The organism is Pseudomonas sp. P5_109, from assembly GCF_034009455.1.
Lineage (GTDB): Bacteria > Pseudomonadota > Gammaproteobacteria > Pseudomonadales > Pseudomonadaceae > Aquipseudomonas.
The window spans coordinates 2,931,408-2,947,914 of sequence record NZ_CP125380.1; the positions used below are offsets into that span (position 1 = coordinate 2,931,408).

Annotated in this window: 14 protein-coding genes; 6 read left to right on the forward strand and 8 right to left on the reverse strand. The window is 56.6% G+C overall.

Annotated elements, in window-relative coordinates; all coding sequences use genetic code 11:
- Positions 1-132: 132 nt before the first annotated feature.
- The 8 genes from QMK54_RS13385 to QMK54_RS13420 form a co-directional block, all read right to left on the reverse strand.
- On the reverse strand, positions 133-477 hold the full coding sequence (locus QMK54_RS13385) for a hypothetical protein (RefSeq protein ID WP_320402694.1): 345 nt from the start codon (positions 475-477) through the stop codon (positions 133-135).
- A 69-nt stretch (positions 478-546) separates the two neighbouring features.
- Entirely contained in the window at positions 547-1,290 is a 744-nt protein-coding gene (locus QMK54_RS13390) for a hypothetical protein (RefSeq protein ID WP_320402695.1), read from the reverse strand.
- A complete protein-coding gene (locus QMK54_RS13395; RefSeq protein WP_320402696.1) occupies positions 1,283-1,750 on the reverse strand; it encodes a hypothetical protein in 468 nt (155 codons plus the stop codon). The genes QMK54_RS13390 and QMK54_RS13395 overlap by 8 nt, the downstream gene beginning before the upstream one ends.
- Positions 1,747-2,904, reverse strand: a complete 1,158-nt coding sequence (locus QMK54_RS13400) for a hypothetical protein (RefSeq protein ID WP_320402697.1) — start codon at positions 2,902-2,904, stop codon at positions 1,747-1,749. Before QMK54_RS13400 ends, QMK54_RS13395 begins: the two co-directional genes overlap by 4 nt.
- Complete coding sequence (locus QMK54_RS13405; protein WP_320402698.1) at positions 2,897-6,577, reverse strand: toxin VasX; 3,681 nt, start codon at positions 6,575-6,577, stop codon at positions 2,897-2,899. The genes QMK54_RS13400 and QMK54_RS13405 overlap by 8 nt, the downstream gene beginning before the upstream one ends.
- A complete protein-coding gene (locus QMK54_RS13410) occupies positions 6,574-7,389 on the reverse strand; it encodes a DUF4123 domain-containing protein (protein WP_320402699.1) in 816 nt (271 codons plus the stop codon). Before QMK54_RS13410 ends, QMK54_RS13405 begins: the two co-directional genes overlap by 4 nt.
- Positions 7,390-7,465: 76 nt before the next feature.
- On the reverse strand, positions 7,466-9,511 hold the full coding sequence (tssI, locus tag QMK54_RS13415) for a type VI secretion system tip protein TssI/VgrG (protein ID WP_320402700.1): 2,046 nt from the start codon (positions 9,509-9,511) through the stop codon (positions 7,466-7,468).
- 81 nt (positions 9,512-9,592) lie between these two features.
- On the reverse strand, positions 9,593-10,111 hold the full coding sequence (locus QMK54_RS13420) for an Hcp family type VI secretion system effector (RefSeq protein WP_320402701.1): 519 nt from the start codon (positions 10,109-10,111) through the stop codon (positions 9,593-9,595).
- Between the two features lie 781 nt (positions 10,112-10,892).
- On the opposite strand from QMK54_RS13420, the gene tssA reads away from it, so the two are divergent.
- From tssA to QMK54_RS13450, 6 genes are read left to right on the forward strand one after another with little or no spacing between them, the layout of a single operon-like run.
- Positions 10,893-12,449 (forward strand): type VI secretion system protein TssA, encoded by a 1,557-nt coding sequence (gene tssA, locus QMK54_RS13425; RefSeq protein WP_320402702.1) that lies wholly within the window; start codon positions 10,893-10,895, stop codon positions 12,447-12,449.
- A 32-nt stretch (positions 12,450-12,481) separates the two neighbouring features.
- On the forward strand, positions 12,482-12,985 hold the full coding sequence (tssB, locus tag QMK54_RS13430) for a type VI secretion system contractile sheath small subunit (RefSeq protein WP_320402703.1): 504 nt from the start codon (positions 12,482-12,484) through the stop codon (positions 12,983-12,985).
- A gap of 28 nt (positions 12,986-13,013) precedes the next feature.
- Positions 13,014-14,489: a type VI secretion system contractile sheath large subunit gene (tssC, locus tag QMK54_RS13435; protein WP_320402704.1), complete on the forward strand. Its 1,476-nt coding sequence runs from the start codon at positions 13,014-13,016 to the stop codon at positions 14,487-14,489.
- Positions 14,490-14,503: 14 nt separating this feature from the next.
- Positions 14,504-14,911 carry a type VI secretion system baseplate subunit TssE gene (tssE, locus tag QMK54_RS13440; protein WP_320402705.1) on the forward strand — a complete coding sequence of 136 codons (408 nt, stop codon included), beginning with the start codon at positions 14,504-14,506 and terminating at the stop codon, positions 14,909-14,911.
- Positions 14,912-14,922: 11 nt separating this feature from the next.
- Positions 14,923-15,429 carry a PAAR domain-containing protein gene (locus QMK54_RS13445; RefSeq protein WP_320402706.1) on the forward strand — a complete coding sequence of 169 codons (507 nt, stop codon included), beginning with the start codon at positions 14,923-14,925 and terminating at the stop codon, positions 15,427-15,429.
- Between the two features lie 3 nt (positions 15,430-15,432).
- Positions 15,433-16,338, forward strand: a complete 906-nt coding sequence (locus tag QMK54_RS13450; protein ID WP_320402707.1) for a hypothetical protein — start codon at positions 15,433-15,435, stop codon at positions 16,336-16,338.
- The last annotated feature ends 169 nt before the right edge of the window (positions 16,339-16,507 follow it).

Below are 16,507 nucleotides of genomic sequence, written 5' to 3' on the forward strand. Positions count from 1 at the left end.
ACACTGTGCGATGAGGCCTGTGCCCGGTCTTGAGGAGTCGGGCACAGTTACTGCCATTTTAATTAATGCCCGATCAACCGTTGCCGCAATGGCTATGCTGCGGGTTGTGGGCATGCGAAGCACATTCCGGAGTCATTTACGCGAGCGCGCGGGCTTGCGTTTAGGATCAACCGCAGCATTATTTTCGCCCCGATAAACCTCGGCAAAAATGTCGGTGATCGCGCGCAGCGGTCTGCGTTGCTTGAGGGCTTTGACCTGTTTACCCAGGCGAATCAACTCGTCGCTTGGCTTGGCCCACTGATCCTCAGGGATCGACTCCGACCACGCCTGCATGGCCTCAGGCAGTTTTTTGCGGCCGACCCTGGCGATGCGCTTCACTTCCCATTCGACGAGGCGATTGGGCAGCGTCCAGAACGTCATGACGTGGTAGAGGTACCAGAAAAAGGCGTGAATCCAGCCGACTTCCTTTTCACGCACCCTGCGGTGCAGGCGGGCGCGGGCATTGCGGAAGGTGTGCAGGCCTTCATGAGGCGGATCGTCGGGGCCTTACAGGTCCATGGGGTCCTGGATGCTTTTGAGGTCGTGGACTTCGTATTCCATGTAGGCGCGGACAGCTTCCCAATGGGCAATCGCCAGTTGCATGCCACCACACATGAACTCAACGCTGACCAGTTCGCCTTGATGGTGAAAGCCCATGCCCATGCCGTACTGGCGAGTCACTCCATACTGTGTGGTGCCTTGGGCCTGGACGACCCAGGCGGAGAGGGATTCCCAAGGTACGAAAAGTGGCGCCTCCGCTCCCGTGGGCATAAAGCAGACTTCGCGGCGTTGGCGGTTGAAGCGGGTGGGGATGACCTCCGTGTATTTATTGTGGACGTAGAGCCAGACGGCGAGACCGATGCTCAGTACGCACAAATACATCCAAATGGTTGGTTCCAAACCAGCTAGAAAGATACCTTGCATCGCATCCCAAATATCATCCCGACCGTAGCCGAGGCTTAGCCCAAAAAGAGCGCCGACAATCGGAGCACCGACGAGCATCAAGAACGCAGCGGTAAAAGGAATACCTAATGTTACCTGCCACGGAAACACTTGGGGCTTGCCGCCGCCAAAGTCCAGGTAGGTGTCGTTGAGATCGTTCACATAAGGGCTGTAGGGCGATGCGTCGGTAGGCAGCGGTAATGGTGCCATGTACGTCGTGTAGCCAGAGGGAAACTGTTCGACGTCTCCAGCGCGGTGCAGTTTCATTGCCGGCGGATCAATTGGGTGGCTATCAAGGGTTTTAGACATGCGCAGCCAACTCCAGCATCAGAGGCTCTACTCGCAGCAGAGGGGCGTGAGGGGCGGGTGGGACTTGAGCAACCGAAGGGAAGGCACCACTTTCCCTTGGATCTAGACGAATGTAGTGCGTGCTCTGTTGTGGCAGCCCACTCGCATGGGTGCTTCGAATGGCCACGACCAGCATCAATTCCTCGCCCGTTTTACCGATAATGCGCTCACGGGCTTGCGGGTAGCTGACACAGAGAATGATCTGATTGTCGTCCACGCGGCGTAGTCCGGCGTCGACAGGTTCGCTAAGCATTTCCCAGCGTTCGCTGGTCTGCGCTCTATCGACGCGAATCTTGTTGATGCGGTAGGCGCCGATCCACAATTGATGGCTGGGCTTGCCGCCCAGCGGCGCCAGGAAGGCTGCAGTATCCAGCCCGGGTAACAGCAAGTGGATGTCGCCGACTTTAGCGCTCTGCGTCATTTTCGCGAGCGCGCGGGCTTGCGTTTCGGATCACCCGCAGCATTATTTTCGCCCCGATAAACCTCGGCAAAAATGTCGGTGATCGCGCGCAGCGGTCTGCGTTGCTTGAGCGCTTTGACCTGTTTACCCAGGCGAATCAACTCGTCGCTTGGCTTCGCCCACTGATCCGCAGGGATCGACTCCGACCATACCTGCATGGCCTCAGGCAGTTTTTTGCGGCCGACCCTGGCGATGCGCTTCACTTCCCATTCGACGAGGCGGTTGGGCAGCGTCCAAAAAGTCATGACGTGGTAGAGGTACCAGAAAAAAGCGTAAACCCAACCGACTTCCTTTTCACGCACCCTGCGGTGCAGGCGGGCGCGGGCATTACGGAAGGTGTGCAGGCCCTCATGGGGGGGATCGTCGGGGCCTTGCAGGTCCATGGGGTCCTGGATGCTTTTGAGGTCGTGGACTTCGTATTCCATATAGGCGCGAACGGCTTCCCAATGGGCAATCGCCAGCTGCATGCCACCGCACATGAATTCAACGCTGACCAGTTCACCTTGATAGTGAAAGCCCATACCCATGCCGTACTGGCGAGTCACACCATACTGTGTGGCGCCTTGGGCCTGGACGACCCAGGCGGAGAGGGATTCCCAGGGTACAAAAATCGGAGCGTGCGCGCCCGTGGGCATGAAGCAGACCTCGCGGCGTTGGCGGTTGAAGCGTGTGGGGATTACTTCGGTGTATTGGTTGTGAATATAGATACATACGCCGAGACCGACGCCCAAGCAGAGCAAAGACATCCAGATTACAAGTTCCAAACCAGCTAAAAAGACGCCTTGCATCGCATCCCACATATCATCCCGACCGTAGCCGAGGCCTGCCGCCATAAGAGCGCTGATAACCGGAGCACCGACGAGCATCAAGAACGCAGCGGTAAAAGGACCACCCAATGTCACCTGCCATGTCAATACTTGGGGCTTGCCGCCGCCAAAGTCTAGGTACGCGTCGTTGAGATCGCTCACGTAGGGGCTGTATGGTGATGCCTCTGTAGGTAGTGGTAGCGGTGCCAAATACGTCGTGTAGCCAGAGGGAAACGGTTCGACGTCTCCTGCGCGATGTAATTTCATTACCGGCGGATCAATCGGGTGGCGATCAAGGGATTTAGACATGCGCAGCCAACTCCAGCATCAGGGGCTCTACTTGCAGCAGAGGGGCGTGAGGCGAGGGAGGGACTCGATCAATCGATGGGAAGGCGCCGTCTCCCCTTGGGTCAAGACGAATGTAGTGCGTTCTCTGTTGCGGCAGCCCGCTGGAATGGATGCTTTGAATGGCCACAACCAGCATCAGTTCCTCGCCCGTTTTACCGACAATCCGCTCACGGGCTTCCGGGTAGCTGACACAGAGAATGATCTGATTGTCGTCCACGCGGCGTAGTCCGGCGTCGACAGGTTCGCTAAGCATTTCCCAGCGTTCGCTGGTCTGCGCTCTATCCACGCGAATTTTGTTGATGCGGTACGCTCCGATCCACAATTGATGGCTGGGCTTGCCGCCCAGCGGCGCCAGGAAGGCTGCAGTATCTAGCCCGGGTAACAACAAGTGGATATCGCCGACTTTGGCTCGCAGAAGCAGGTTTTTCCACCAGGAGTCATGTTCAACACGACCGACCTGCACAGAAGGTGCCTGTACGATCGCGATCAAGGCGTTTTGGTATTCAGTGAGACTCAACGCTTTGCGTTTACTCGCGTCCTGTCCCCACGGTGTATTTTGTAGCCATTGGTCATGAGCACTGGTGTTGTAGTAGTTGTAAACATAGTTTCCACCCAACTCCAACGCCGTAAACAGAACGCCGGCCAGGTTCGCGCGGAAAAAAACGCTTGATAGCCGGACACCGGAGGCGGCCCATGCCGCGGTCCTGGCAGCCCCCTGCTTGGCCGCAATTACCGTAGCCGTCGCGTAGACCGTATTGCCCAGGCCATACATATTGCTTGCCAGCAAACCGCCTGAACCCACCATCGACATGACCGCGCCGGCCTGAGCCCCATCGTTGCCGCTGCGGACGGCTTGCTCCCAGCTACCTTGATAACTGTTGAGGCTGGAACCGGCAGCGAACAGCCCGAATACATAAGTCATCACTCCTAGACCAATGTGCAACTTTCCCATCTGCACCTGTACATGGGCGACTGCGTGATTCTGTAGCCCTTTGGCCAACACTAAGCTACGCGCGCTCAGCGCTGTATCGAATACACCTTGAGCTGCAGCAAAGCCTGCTGCGCCCGTAGCCGCGAAAGAATTCAGAGCAGGTCGCCAAGTTCGTTGGTTTTTACTTGTAGCCAAAGTCTCAGCGAACACTTGCCGCAGATTCAAAGCCTGCACCACAAACAACAACAACGCCGCCCCATCCCCCATCAGATTCAATTTCGGCGCAGCCTTCACACCGCTCCGATAGTTCTTCATCAACCCTGCTATTTCCTGCTGGCTCGCCGGAGGAAATACCACCGTGATGCCCGCCCTTACGGGCGTTGCCCCATACAACCGCACGCTGTTGCCAGGCAAGTCGCCAATAGGACTCAGTGCCCCCGCCAGCCGCGCTTCGGTGCCTGTCAGCTGCTGGCGGGCGATGGCTATTTCAACCTGGAGCTGTTGCGCTTGGGGTGACTTGTGCCCCCTCGTTTGCTTTACCTTGTTGCGCTCGCGATTAAGCGTTTGCAGATAGGCTTTTTCTTCGAACAAATCCTTGAGGGTGCGTCCAAGCGCAGCCTTCTCGGCCTCCGATGCGACGGTAAAGGTCACGCCCTCGCGCCTTGCCGCATCGAGAATTCGCGTCGGCAACGCCTTGGGTAAACGACGAAAGAGCTGATCAAGATCAGGCATCGGCTGCCCCTTGAGCACCTGATCAAAGTCGGCCAGCACTTTTTCAATGCCGCGATTGAGCGCCGGGGTCATGGTCTGCTGCGCGGCGTCGGCCACCGCACGGGTGTCGTCCGGGAGCCTGTCGAGGGCCGGCAAACGGTTTTTCTCGATATCCTGGAGGCTTTTCAGATACTCGGACAGGTTGTTGAACAACGTCATGCCCGCCGCCGGCGCGAACGCATACTGCACCCACAAGGCCGTCTGTTGACTGTAGGGCAGCGTATAAAACATGGGGCGGCTGAATTGCGGTTCTTTCTCCAGGTACTGGAGAATCACCTCGCAGGCTTCATCGCTTCGACAAATATCCTTCAGGCAGGCGTATTCGGTCGCAAAACATTGGCCAATCTGTTCGGCATTCTGGGGGTCGTAGTACCAGGCACTTTTATGAAAACGCCCGGCGCACAGCAGGGCTGTTCGATCCGCGGTAATGTTGTCGAGTAGCGTGTTCCAACGCTTGAGTGATTGGCGGTGCTGGAACAGCGCACTGTCCATCGCGTCACGGTCGATCAGATCGTTGATACCGCGTTGGCCCATCTTGGCGCCATCAAGAACGTCCTTGATTCGGCGGTCTTGCTCTTTACCGAGCTTGAGCAGGGCCTCGAAATGTGTCTCGACGAAGTCTTGTGGCGCCTCCTTGAAGTGTTCACGGGTGTAATAGCGACGATCCGTGTCTTCGATGTTTCGACCCGATGCCGTGTAGTCGGGTGCGGACCCTTGGTAGCGGGCCATGTGCATGGCGTCGTCCAGCGCCTCCTTTTGCAACCTGGCCAGTTCTGGCGGTACCGGACTGCCTTTCGGTGGGGTGGGCAAGCCGCCTTTGTTGAGGTATTCGACAATGGTTTGGCGTGTTGTACCTTGCTCCGGCTCCTGCATGTTATCCAGGTCGCCGAGCATGCGTTTGATGGCAGGGTCGTCACTGGCGTCGGCCAGCCCGTCGATCTCCTCCCGGGTCAATTGAGTCAGCGACTCGATATAGCAGGCCAGCAGATAATCACGCTCGTTGGCACGTTCTTGCGATCCACCCTTGGCCCATGTATCGATCCAGTCGGCCACCTGATCCTGGTAGTTGGCAAGGTCGCGAAGGACGCCAATGGAATCCTCCACCACCAAATACAAGACGTCATGCCGGTACTCTTCCTCGATGCAACCGCTCAGGGGGCTCATCGATGATTCACGAAAGCGTTCAGGCATTTCCCACAAATAGGGGATGCGTTCATTTTCGGGGGTGCCATAGACATTGACGGTGGGAATGAGCGTCGCTTTTTCTTCCGGCTCGCCGCGTTTGCGGCGTTCAGCATTATCAGCCTCTTGAAGTGCTTTTGCCGCCGCCTCATCCCGGGCAGTTTGCTCGCTGCGGACCCGAGCGGTGGCGACCTCGGCCAGCCAGCGTTCGGCCTGGGCCGGCGTCAATAAACCGGGGCCTCCCGTTTCACAATTGGCCTGCCCCAGATCGACCGCCTGCATGAAGAACTTGCGTTCGGATTGGCTCTTGAGTACCTGGTGGCACTTTTTTGCGGTCCACTGTATTTCGGAATAGCTGATATGCAGTTCACTGCGTTTGGAAAATATCAAAACAGGTTCGCTGATGGGCTGTTCCCGAACATCAGTGTGGACTTCCTTCCCTTGCCAGAGCATCGCGCTGACCAGTCCATCGGTGAGCCGATACTCCGACAGTTCTCCCTTTTGACCGTCGATCACATAGAGCCAGCCATCGCGCAGCAGGCGAATGCCCAGGGGGCGAGTACCGAGTGTGTACGGGACAGGGATCTCGTTCGAGGGGTCCAACGCCGTGCCATCGACCAATCCATAGCGTAACGGCACCAATTGAACCTGGCTCTTCATCAGCGGGCAGGTACCCATGGAGTTCTTTGCATCGTCGCGGCTTGCATTGACGTGGTTAGGGTTTTTTCCTGCGGGTGTCGAGGTGCTCATACAGGGTTCCTTTGCAGAAGTTCAGCCCTTTCCTTGGCGACACTGGCGAGGTGTTCGATGCGTTGGATCGACGTGCGATGTGAGGGGGTTGCAAGCAGTGCATCGAGATCGGGATGCTCGACCAGTGCTTGCACGCCGAGGAAGCCGTGAATATTGGCGTAGAGGGTTACATCGAGTTCGGTGTTGAACCCGCGATCGTAGGCGGCCGATGCGAGCGCATGCAGATGTTCCCGGCGCTGCTGCGGGGTCGCATGAGCCTGATAGTTAGGGAAGTGTTCATGCATGTGTTGGTCGAGGCGCATGACTACATTGCGAAAATTCACCTCATCCAAAAGACTGAGCTGTATTTCGGTCAGTCGATAGCGTTGGTTATGATCGGTCTTTGGTGCATCGCCCGGGCGCAGATTCATGTGCCAGAATCCCAGTGCAGCATCAGCGGTGACGAGTTGCTTGCAAGGGCCGAACAAGGTGGTTTCCTTGAGGCTTTGCCCATGCGCGAGCAGGGCCTGGGTGACGGCGGGGTCGGCGATGCGTAACAACACTTCTTCGCCTTGCGGGTGCAATACGCTGGTGAGCCAACGGAAGTGCGCGACCATGTGTTCCCATGAGTGGTCGCTGAATGCCAGATAACCCCACTCCTGGCGGGAGGCACTCAGGAACTGTGTCAGGACTGGATCGTCTTGGGTTTTTATCTGCACCAGGCACGGAGAAATATCGAGGAGTTCGGCCCAGGGAGTGCCAAGGTACAGCGGTTCGAATACAGGACTTTGCGCCCACTGGTACAGGTGCTGCGCAAGCTTTTCGACGCTCACGCCATCCAGTAGCAGACCCACCGTGCCATTCCACGGAAGGCCTTGAGGCAATCCATTTTTCAGCGGCCATTGTGTGTCAGGCATTTTTTTGCACCTCCCGTTTGGCGGCTTCGCAAATCGCGCAAACAGGTTTCTTCTGCATCAGCGCCTGCCGCTGCGCTGGCGCCAACAATTGCCCCGCCTTATCCGCATCCGCTTGCTTGAGCGGCCCCGGCAACAACGGCGCCGCCGCCGTCCCATTGCCCGGGCTGCCTCCATCATTCACATTCACCACCGGCCCGCTTATCGCCACGCCGCTGCCATCGATCTTGATAAAGCTCCCGCCGGCCTTAAGCGTCAGTTCACTGCCGGCTTCCAGCACCACCTTCATGCCGCCGCTCAGGTGAATCTCCTGCCCGGCTTCGATGAATTGTCCGCTGCCAATCCTGACGTGCTGGTTCGCAGCTACGGTCAGGTGGTCATCCGCCCGCGCTTGCACCTTGCGGTCGGCGTAGACGGTGTGGTGTTCCTCGGCCTTGAACTCGCTGTAGCTGTTTTGCTCGACGGTGTCGTGGCGCTCGTTGCCGACGCGGATTTTCTGGTCGTGCTCAATGTGTTCATCCCAGTCACGCTGGGCGTGCAGGAAAATCTGTTCCTGGCCCTTTTTGTCTTCGATGCGCAGCTCGTTGAAGCCACCACCACCGGGTGAGCTCATGCTTTTGAAGGTGCTGCGTGTCTTGTTGGTCGGCAACTCGTAGGGAACGGTGTTTGCCTTGTGGTACAGGCAGCCGCTGATCAGTGGCTGGTCGGGGTCGCCCTCAAGAAAAGTCACCAGTACTTCCATGCCGATTCGCGGGATGGCGATGCCGCCGTAATGTGCGCCGGCCCAGGCGGAGGACACGCGCAGCCAGCAGCTGGTTTTATCGTCGCTTTGGCCCTGGCGGTCCCAGTGGAATTGCACCTTCACCCGGCCGTATTGATCGCAGTGGATTTCTTCGCCTTCGGGGCCGGTGACCACGGCGCTCTGGCTGCCGAGGATGCGCGGTTTCGGGTGGCGCAGGGGCGGGCGGTTCGGTACGTCCCACGGCGTGGCCTGGAAGCGGTTGCGATAACCCTGGTGGAAATCGTCTTTCAGCGAGCTGGTGTCGCTGGTCATCGACTCTTCCAGCACTTGCGGCTGTTTGCCTTCGTGGTGGACTTCGGTGAGCAGCCACAGGTCGTTCCAGCGGGTCTTGGTGTGTTGGGTCAGTGGCAGGAAGTGTCCACTGACCAACAACGGTTGGTCGCTCTCGCCTTTGGCGAGCTGATAGTCGCTGCGATGGCGCTCCAGGGCGCGTTTGGCAAGGTGCCTGCCGCGTTCGCGATGGATGAAGCGACCCGGATAGTCATAGTCTTCGAGGTCGGGGAGGGCGTCGCCGCGGTTTTCGGATTCGAGGGTGATGCGTGGTTTTTCAAAGTCGTAGTCGCGCCGGATCGTGCGGCTGGTACGGGTTTCCAGACGCAGGTCGAAGCGCTTGATGACCGGGTCGTCCGCCGCCATGCCGGAGTCTTGCTTGTAGGCTACGGGAGCGAGTTTCGGGAACACCGCCTGGTTATCACCGAACACCAGTTGGTGGGCGGTGGCGCTGTGCTGGAAGTGGTAATGAATACCTTCTTCCTCGCACAGGCGCTGGATGAACTGCAGATCCGACTCATCGTATTGAACGCAGTAAATGCGTTCGGGATAAATCGCACCGAGGTTAAAGATGTAGGCATTGCTTTGAATGCCATGCTCTTCGAGAACCGTACCAATGATTCTTGGCACATTGAGGTTTTGGAAGATGCGCTGGTTGATGCGGTGCGCCAGGTTGGCCAGCTGCGGTTTCAGCGTCACGGCGTAGCGGGTCAGACGCTTGCCGGAGTCACCCTGGGTGGCACGATGGATTTGGCCGTGAATGCCGTTGCCATCAGGTGACAGCTGCAAAAAAGCGGGCTTGTGCATCAAGGTTTCGAGGTCGAGGGACGGTTGCTCGCTGACTAAATCAATGTCGAACGAGAACGGCTGGTTGATGGCTTCGCGACCCGTCAGAGAGAAGACTTGAAGGTCGTTTGCCAGCCCCTCGATGGACAGGTTGAAGTGGGTCTGATTGGCTGGTGCGAACATCCCTTGTTCCTTGTGTCATGCAACGTTGAAAACAACATCGACCAGCAGGGCTGGCCGATGTTTTGAAACGGTCAGCCAGGCTTAGCCAGCAACAGGCGAACGCCAGTCATCGGAACCCGAAGTACCGCAAACTTCGTGGGTCCAGGTGATTTTGCGGTAGGTGAATTCGACGTCTTCCAGGTGAGTGAAGTGCGAGTTCGACGGGTCCTGGCAGTTGTGCATGTAGTCTTTGATGTCGACGATGATTGCGTCTTCAAGCTTGGTGGTGAAGTAGTGTTCCTGGGTGCCGGCAGCCGAGGTGCGGTACCACTGGATGGTGATTTCGTTCAGGCGCTCGCCGGAAGTCAGGGCCGACAGCAGCAGGGGCGAGGACTTGTCGAACACCTTGGTGATTTTCACTGGCTTGTGAACGCGCTGGCCGGTCGGTTGGCCGGACTGTGGGTCACGTGGAATGATCACTTCGTGACTGAACCCCTGAACCATCACCTGGTCTTCGTGACCTTCCTGGTAGGTGTTGCCCACCGAGTCAGCGGTGAAGGCATCTTTCGTTATCAGGCCTTGTTTGGTGCCGATGATGGACATGTACGCTGGTGTAGCCATGGAGTTGCTCCTTGTTGGATAAATGAGGTTGCCCGGAAGGCGAGATCGCCCGGTGGGTGACCTCAGATATCAAACATCGTGCCATGTTATTTATTTAGTAGGTAAATCAAGGGTTAGTTGGTTTTTCAGATCTGTGTGCTGATATTTTATCAAGGCATTGTCCTGGTTTTTGCGCAACTTCTTGCACAGTGGTGTGCAACTTCTTGCGCACTTGATTTGATGTTAGTAAATATAGGGGCTGCGGAGAGCTATCCACAGACTTGTCCACAAGGAGTGGGCAACTATTTGCCAACAGCGGCCATTGTGTATCGACAGGGGATCATAAGGTTTAGAGCGTTGTAGGAAATTTCATGCGTGCTTCTAGGACAATTCCGATTTACAGGATCTTGGGTCTCAGGTGTAGACTTTTACCCGATGAAGCGATCATCCTTCCCGGGTTCAGGCGATTGGCTTGCGCAGGTGCAGGATGAACGCCCCCACGGGAAGTGCACAAGATTATTGGCTGAAGTAGCTCTTTCTCAATGGTTTTTAGTGAAGTTGGCGATTGCCTGCTAATTCATGCGAGCTTATAGGTTTTTAGCTTTTTTCAAATAAATTCTGTCGATTGATAATGTGGTTTCTTATGTCTACTTAAGCGCATCTTGCAAAGTGGTCATTACCCTGCACAGGCTTTGTCTTTCTAAAAGGCGTGATCTAACTGAGTTGAAATGTTCTGTTTTCTTTTGTCTTTCGACATTTTCTTAACTCGCCGTTCAACGTTTTTTTATAATAAAGGTAGTGGATGTCCTACTCCAGCAAACTCTCCGCTCATTATCTGGAGCTCGCAAGAATCTCAATTTCCCCGGAGAGTTTTGCGGGCGAAGACGTTCGTTTTTCGAGTGAATATGAGGCGCTGGAAAGTGAGCTTGGCAAAACCCAATCCATGCACGAAAGCGGCCAGATCGATTGGCTGAAAGTTCGAGAAAACAGCGAGAGCCTGTTGCTTACTCAATCAAAAGATTTGCGAGTTGGGGTCTGGCTGACTTGGGCGTTGTATCAGAGCGAATCGTTTCAGGGGCTGGTGGCGGGGTTCGGTTTTTTGCACCATCTGTGCGAGCACCATTGGGACGATATTCACCCCGGTAAGGCCCGAACCCGCAGCGCCGCGATCAGCTGGATCGTGCCACGCCTCGAGCAGGTGCTGAACGAAAACGTAGCGATCAAAGGGCAACTGCCACTGTTCCGCCGATTGGTCGAGCACCTCGAAGGACTGGATGCTGTTTGTACCCGGCATTTGGGCGACGATGCTCCGCTCTTGTTGCCGATGTCGCGTCGGCTGAAAAGCATGGTCCAGCGCGCGGCCGATAACCAGCCGGAGCCGGGCGTGGTCGGCGCTGCTGTTGCCCAGGTCAAGCAGGCCGCCACGCAACTGTTCGCCGCGGGAACGCCGATCGACAATGAAAAAGAAGCACACAAGGCGCTGCGGGCTCAGCAGGACAATGCACGACCGTTGTGTACATGGTGGCTCAAGCAGAAGGCTACTGACGTGCGCGCCTTACGCCTCAATCGTGTGCTGCTGTGGCTGCCCATCGACGCGGTGCCGGAGCGCAATGCTGAACACGTCACCGCCTTACGCGCGTTGCCGGCGGACAGGCTCAAGTCCTACCAGAATCGCTACGATCAGGCGGCATACGCCGATCTCATTGTTGAAGTCGAGGCGAGCCTGGCCAAGGCGCCATTCTGGTTCGATGGCCAGCGCCTGGTCTGGGAGTGCCTGCAAGGCTTGAATGCCGACCAGTCCATGCGTGAAGTGGAAATTCATTTCGCGCTGTTGATTCAGCGTTTGCCCGGCCTCCTCGAATTACGCTTTCACGACGGGGCGCCTTTCGCCGATCCCGCCACGCGAGCCTGGATCAGCGCCAATGTCATGCCGCACCTGCAGGCCAGCAGCGCACCGCGCAAGGTGGAAGTCTCCCATGCACAGCCGGCTTGGGAACTCGCGCTGGAAGAGGTGTTGCCGGTATTGCGCAAGGACGGTCTCAAGACCGCCGTGCAGATACTGAAGCAGGGCCTGCAGAACGCGCAGGGAGGCCGAGTCCGATTTTTCTGGCAGTTCGCCCTGGCACGCCTGTGTTTTCTGGCGAAGAAATACGAACTGGCCAAAACCCAACTCGAAACACTCGACCAAACATTACAGGACTCAGGCATACACGCCTGGGAGCCGGATCTTGCGCTGGAAGTGCTCCATCTGCTGCATAGCTGCTGCGAGTTGCTGCCGCAAAACCACGCGGTGCGCGAACGCAAGGAAGAGATTTATCGCAGGCTGTGCCACCTCGATCTTGAAGTGGTACTCGAATAGGCCTCACGGCCACAACCGCAAGGAGAAACGCCATGGCCAAAGAAGGCTCGGTAGCCCCCAAGGAACGCATCAACGTCACTTTCAAACATGCCGCCGGTGGAGCTCAGGAAGAAATTGAACTGCCGCTCAAACTACTGGCCGTTGGTGACTACACCCACCGCAAGGACGAGCGCAAAGTCGAAGATCGCAAACCGATCAGCATCGACAGCATGACCTTCGATGACGTGTTGGCCAAGCAAGAACTGCAACTGACGCTGAGTGTGCCCAATCGTCTGCAGGAGGAGGGTGGTACTGAAGAGCTGGCGGTGAATTTGCGTGTCAACTCGATGAAGGACTTCAACCCGGCCAGCCTGGTCGAGCAAGTGCCGCAGCTCAAGAAACTGATGGAGCTGCGCGACGCACTGGTGGCCCTCAAAGGTCCGCTGGGTAATGCGCCTGCGTTCCGCAAAGCCATTGAAGGCGTACTCGCCGACAACGAATCCCGCGGTCGCGTACTGGGTGAGCTGGGCCTGAACACCGCAGCCCCGGACGCCTGAGTCCCTATCAGCCAAGGAAGCCAACACCATGAGCACTAGCGCAGCAAAGCAAAAAAGCGCCGAAAGCGGCGAACTCAGTATTCTCGATAGCATCATCGCCGAAACCCGGCTGACGCCGGACGATGACGCCTACGACATCGCCAGGCGCGGTGTATCGGCCTTCATCGAAGAACTGCTAAAGCCGCAGAACAGCGGTGAGCCGGTCAAGAAAGCTATGGTCGATCGCATGATTGCCGAGATCGATGCCAAGCTCAGTCGCCAGATGGACGAGATTCTCCATCATGCTGATTTCCAATCCCTGGAGTCGGCGTGGCGGGGTCTGCACTTGCTGGTTGACCGCACCAATTTCCGCGAAAACATAAAGATCGAAATCCTCAACGTCTCCAAAGACGATCTGCTGGACGATTTCGAGGACTCGCCGGAAGTTATGCAGTCCGGTCTGTACAAACACGTCTACACCGCTGAATACGGCCAGTTTGGTGGCCAGCCGGTGGGCGCGATCATCGCCAACTACTTCATGTCCCCAAGCTCGCCGGACGTGAAGCTGATGAAGTACGTGTCCAGTGTTGCTTGCATGTCCCACGCCCCGTTCATTGCCGCTGCCGGCCCGAAATTCTTCGGCCTGGAAAGCTTCACCGGCCTGCCGGACCTGAAGGATCTGAAAGATCACTTCGAAGGCCCCCAGTTCGCCAAATGGCAGAGCTTCCGCCAGTCGGAGGATTCGCGCTACTTCGGGCTGACCGTTCCGCGTTTCCTGCTGCGTAACCCGTACGACCCGGAAGAAAACCCGGTGAAATCGTTCGTGTACAAGGAAACCGTCGCCAACAGTCACGAACACTACCTGTGGGGCAACACCGCCTACGCGTTCGGTACCAGGCTGACAGACAGCTTCGCCAAGTTCCGCTGGTGCCCGAACATCATCGGGCCGCAAAGCGGTGGTGCGGTGGAAGACCTGCCGTTGCACCGCTTCGAAAGCATGGGCGAGATCGAAACCAAGATCCCGACCGAAGTACTGGTATCCGACCGTCGTGAATACGAGCTGGCCGAAGAAGGTTTCATTTCCCTGACCATGCGCAAGGGTTCCGACAACGCGGCATTCTTCTCCGCAAGCTCTGTGCAGAAGACGAAGTTTTTCGGCATCAGTGCAGAAGGTAAGGCCGCCGAGCTGAACTACAAGCTCGGTACCCAACTGCCGTACATGATGATCGTCAACCGTCTGGCTCACTACTTGAAAGTGCTGCAGCGCGAGCAACTCGGTTCCTGGAAAGAACGTACCGACCTCGAGCAGGAACTCAACAAGTGGATCCGCCAGTACGTTGCCGACCAGGAAAACCCAAGCGCCGAAGTACGTGGCCGGCGCCCACTGCGTGCCGCCCAGATCGTGGTCAGCGATGTCGACGGCGAGCCAGGTTGGTACCGCGTCAGCCTCAATGTGCGCCCGCACTTCAAGTACATGGGCGCTGACTTCACCTTGTCGCTGGTTGGCAAGCTGGACAAAGAGTAAGCGGAGCCTGACTGATGACTGGATACGGCAGCCTTTTCGAACGCCTGGGTGGCGACGCGGACAAACGCGTCGGCTGGAGCCGAGAGACCTCCGCCATGGCGTCGGTGGCTGCCCATCTGGCCAAGATGCTCAGTACCCGGGCGGGCAGTGTGCAGACGCTGTCCGACTACGGGCTACCCGATCTCAATGACATGCGCCTGAGCCTGCACGACTCCCTGAGTCAAGCGCGAAAGGCCATCGAACGTTTCATCGAAGCCTACGAGCCACGCCTGAGCAAGGTGCGTGTCATTTCCCTGCCGCGTGAACACGATCAGCTTCGCCTGTCCTTCAGTATCGAAGGTCTTCTGGAAGTCGAGGGTTTCAAACGCCAGGTCAGTTTCGCCGCGTGCCTGGATGGCAGCGGTCAAGTGAAGGTCAACTAAGGAGATTCCCAATGTCCGGCAAACCCGCAGCACGCGTATCCGACCCCACCGCTTGTCCACTACCGGGCCACGGTAGCAACCCGATAGTCAGCGGTTCCGGCGACGTATTTTTCGACGGCTTGCCGGCAGCTCGCCAAGGTGACGTCACGGAGTGTGGCGGGGTGCTGTCCGGTGGGTTGGCGACGACTGTTTTTATCAATGGCAAGGCGGCTGCGACGGTGGATTCCGTTGGGACGCATGGCAATAAGGTTACGGCGGGGTCCGGGACGGTGATTATTGGCAATTCGCATACGCCCGCGCCGTTTGTGCCGCCGTTGCCTTTGATCATTCCGGGCTTTGATGAGCAGTTTGTACTGACGGATACGACTGGCAGGCCTATGGCCAACTCGCGTTACTTGTTGGTGCGTGAAGATGGTTCCGAGGAGGAGGGTGTGACAGACGACCAGGGGCTGACCCATCGCGTGTCTCGTCACAAGAAAGCCGAGAAGATCGACATTTACATTGGATCAAGAGACTGATCAATGAGCGCGGATATAAAGACAACAGCCAACGGAAATTTCGTCAAAATTTCAACTAGGCAGAGTACTCCGACTCAGAGCCTTGAGCCAAAACCCGTTGCAGTTGAACATGGGCTTACAGTTTTTCTGGGAGGCGCTGGCATGGTTGGGGCCTATAACAATGACATGATTTCGGCCTTTAAAGAGGTTGGGATATCCAATGCAATTTCTGGAAATTACTCATCTCTGACTATGGGTATGGACAGGTATGTTCCCGAACTTGTGGACATGCTTAGCGATGCATCTTCGGTCGTGCTGTATAACCAGGATGAAAAGGATCCTGTGGTTCTTGAGTATGGCGAGCTGCAGAAATGTGAGTATGGCAACGAGTATATAGAGAAAAAATATCTGTTCGGGATGATCACGGTCAAAAATTACAATGACGCCGTTTGTACGCCTCTTGGTGACCTTTTGGCGATGAAAATAAGTCGTGATGTCAGCAAATTGAAAGCGACAGAGTTTCCATTGAGTGTATTGCAAATTACCAAGCCTCTTCCGAAGGTTGGCCAGTTCAATATCGTCGGTTATTCCTGGGGAGCTGTTATCGCCGCGCGCAGTGCCATTTACTATGCGCGTGCCGGGATTAGGGTCGATCACCTTGTTCTAATTGGCGCCCCGATTAACAAAAGCCTCAAGGTTGCCGTCACTACGCACCCGAACATCGGAAACGCGACGATCATCGACCTGAAAGACAAGGGTGACCCCATATATGCGGGAATTTCCGACGAAGAATTGATGAAGGCGTCTGCCGAGTTGGGCGCGCAAATGTTGAATGGCGGTGGTCATTTTTATTATTCGGGCGAAAACGCTGAAGGCAAGTCGCGCCGTCGGGATCTGGCGAAGTTTCTATACGCAAAAGGGCTTCGTTAAGTGATTCGGTATGTTTACTTGTGTTTTTCAGCACTGTTGTTGCTGATGTCGGTTACGCATCCGCACACTCAGTCTTCCATTGTTGATCTGGAATCACTGTCATTTCTGCCTGGCTTGTATGAGTCACTTTTTCTATTTTGTATTGTGATCTTCATGCCGATGATGGTGG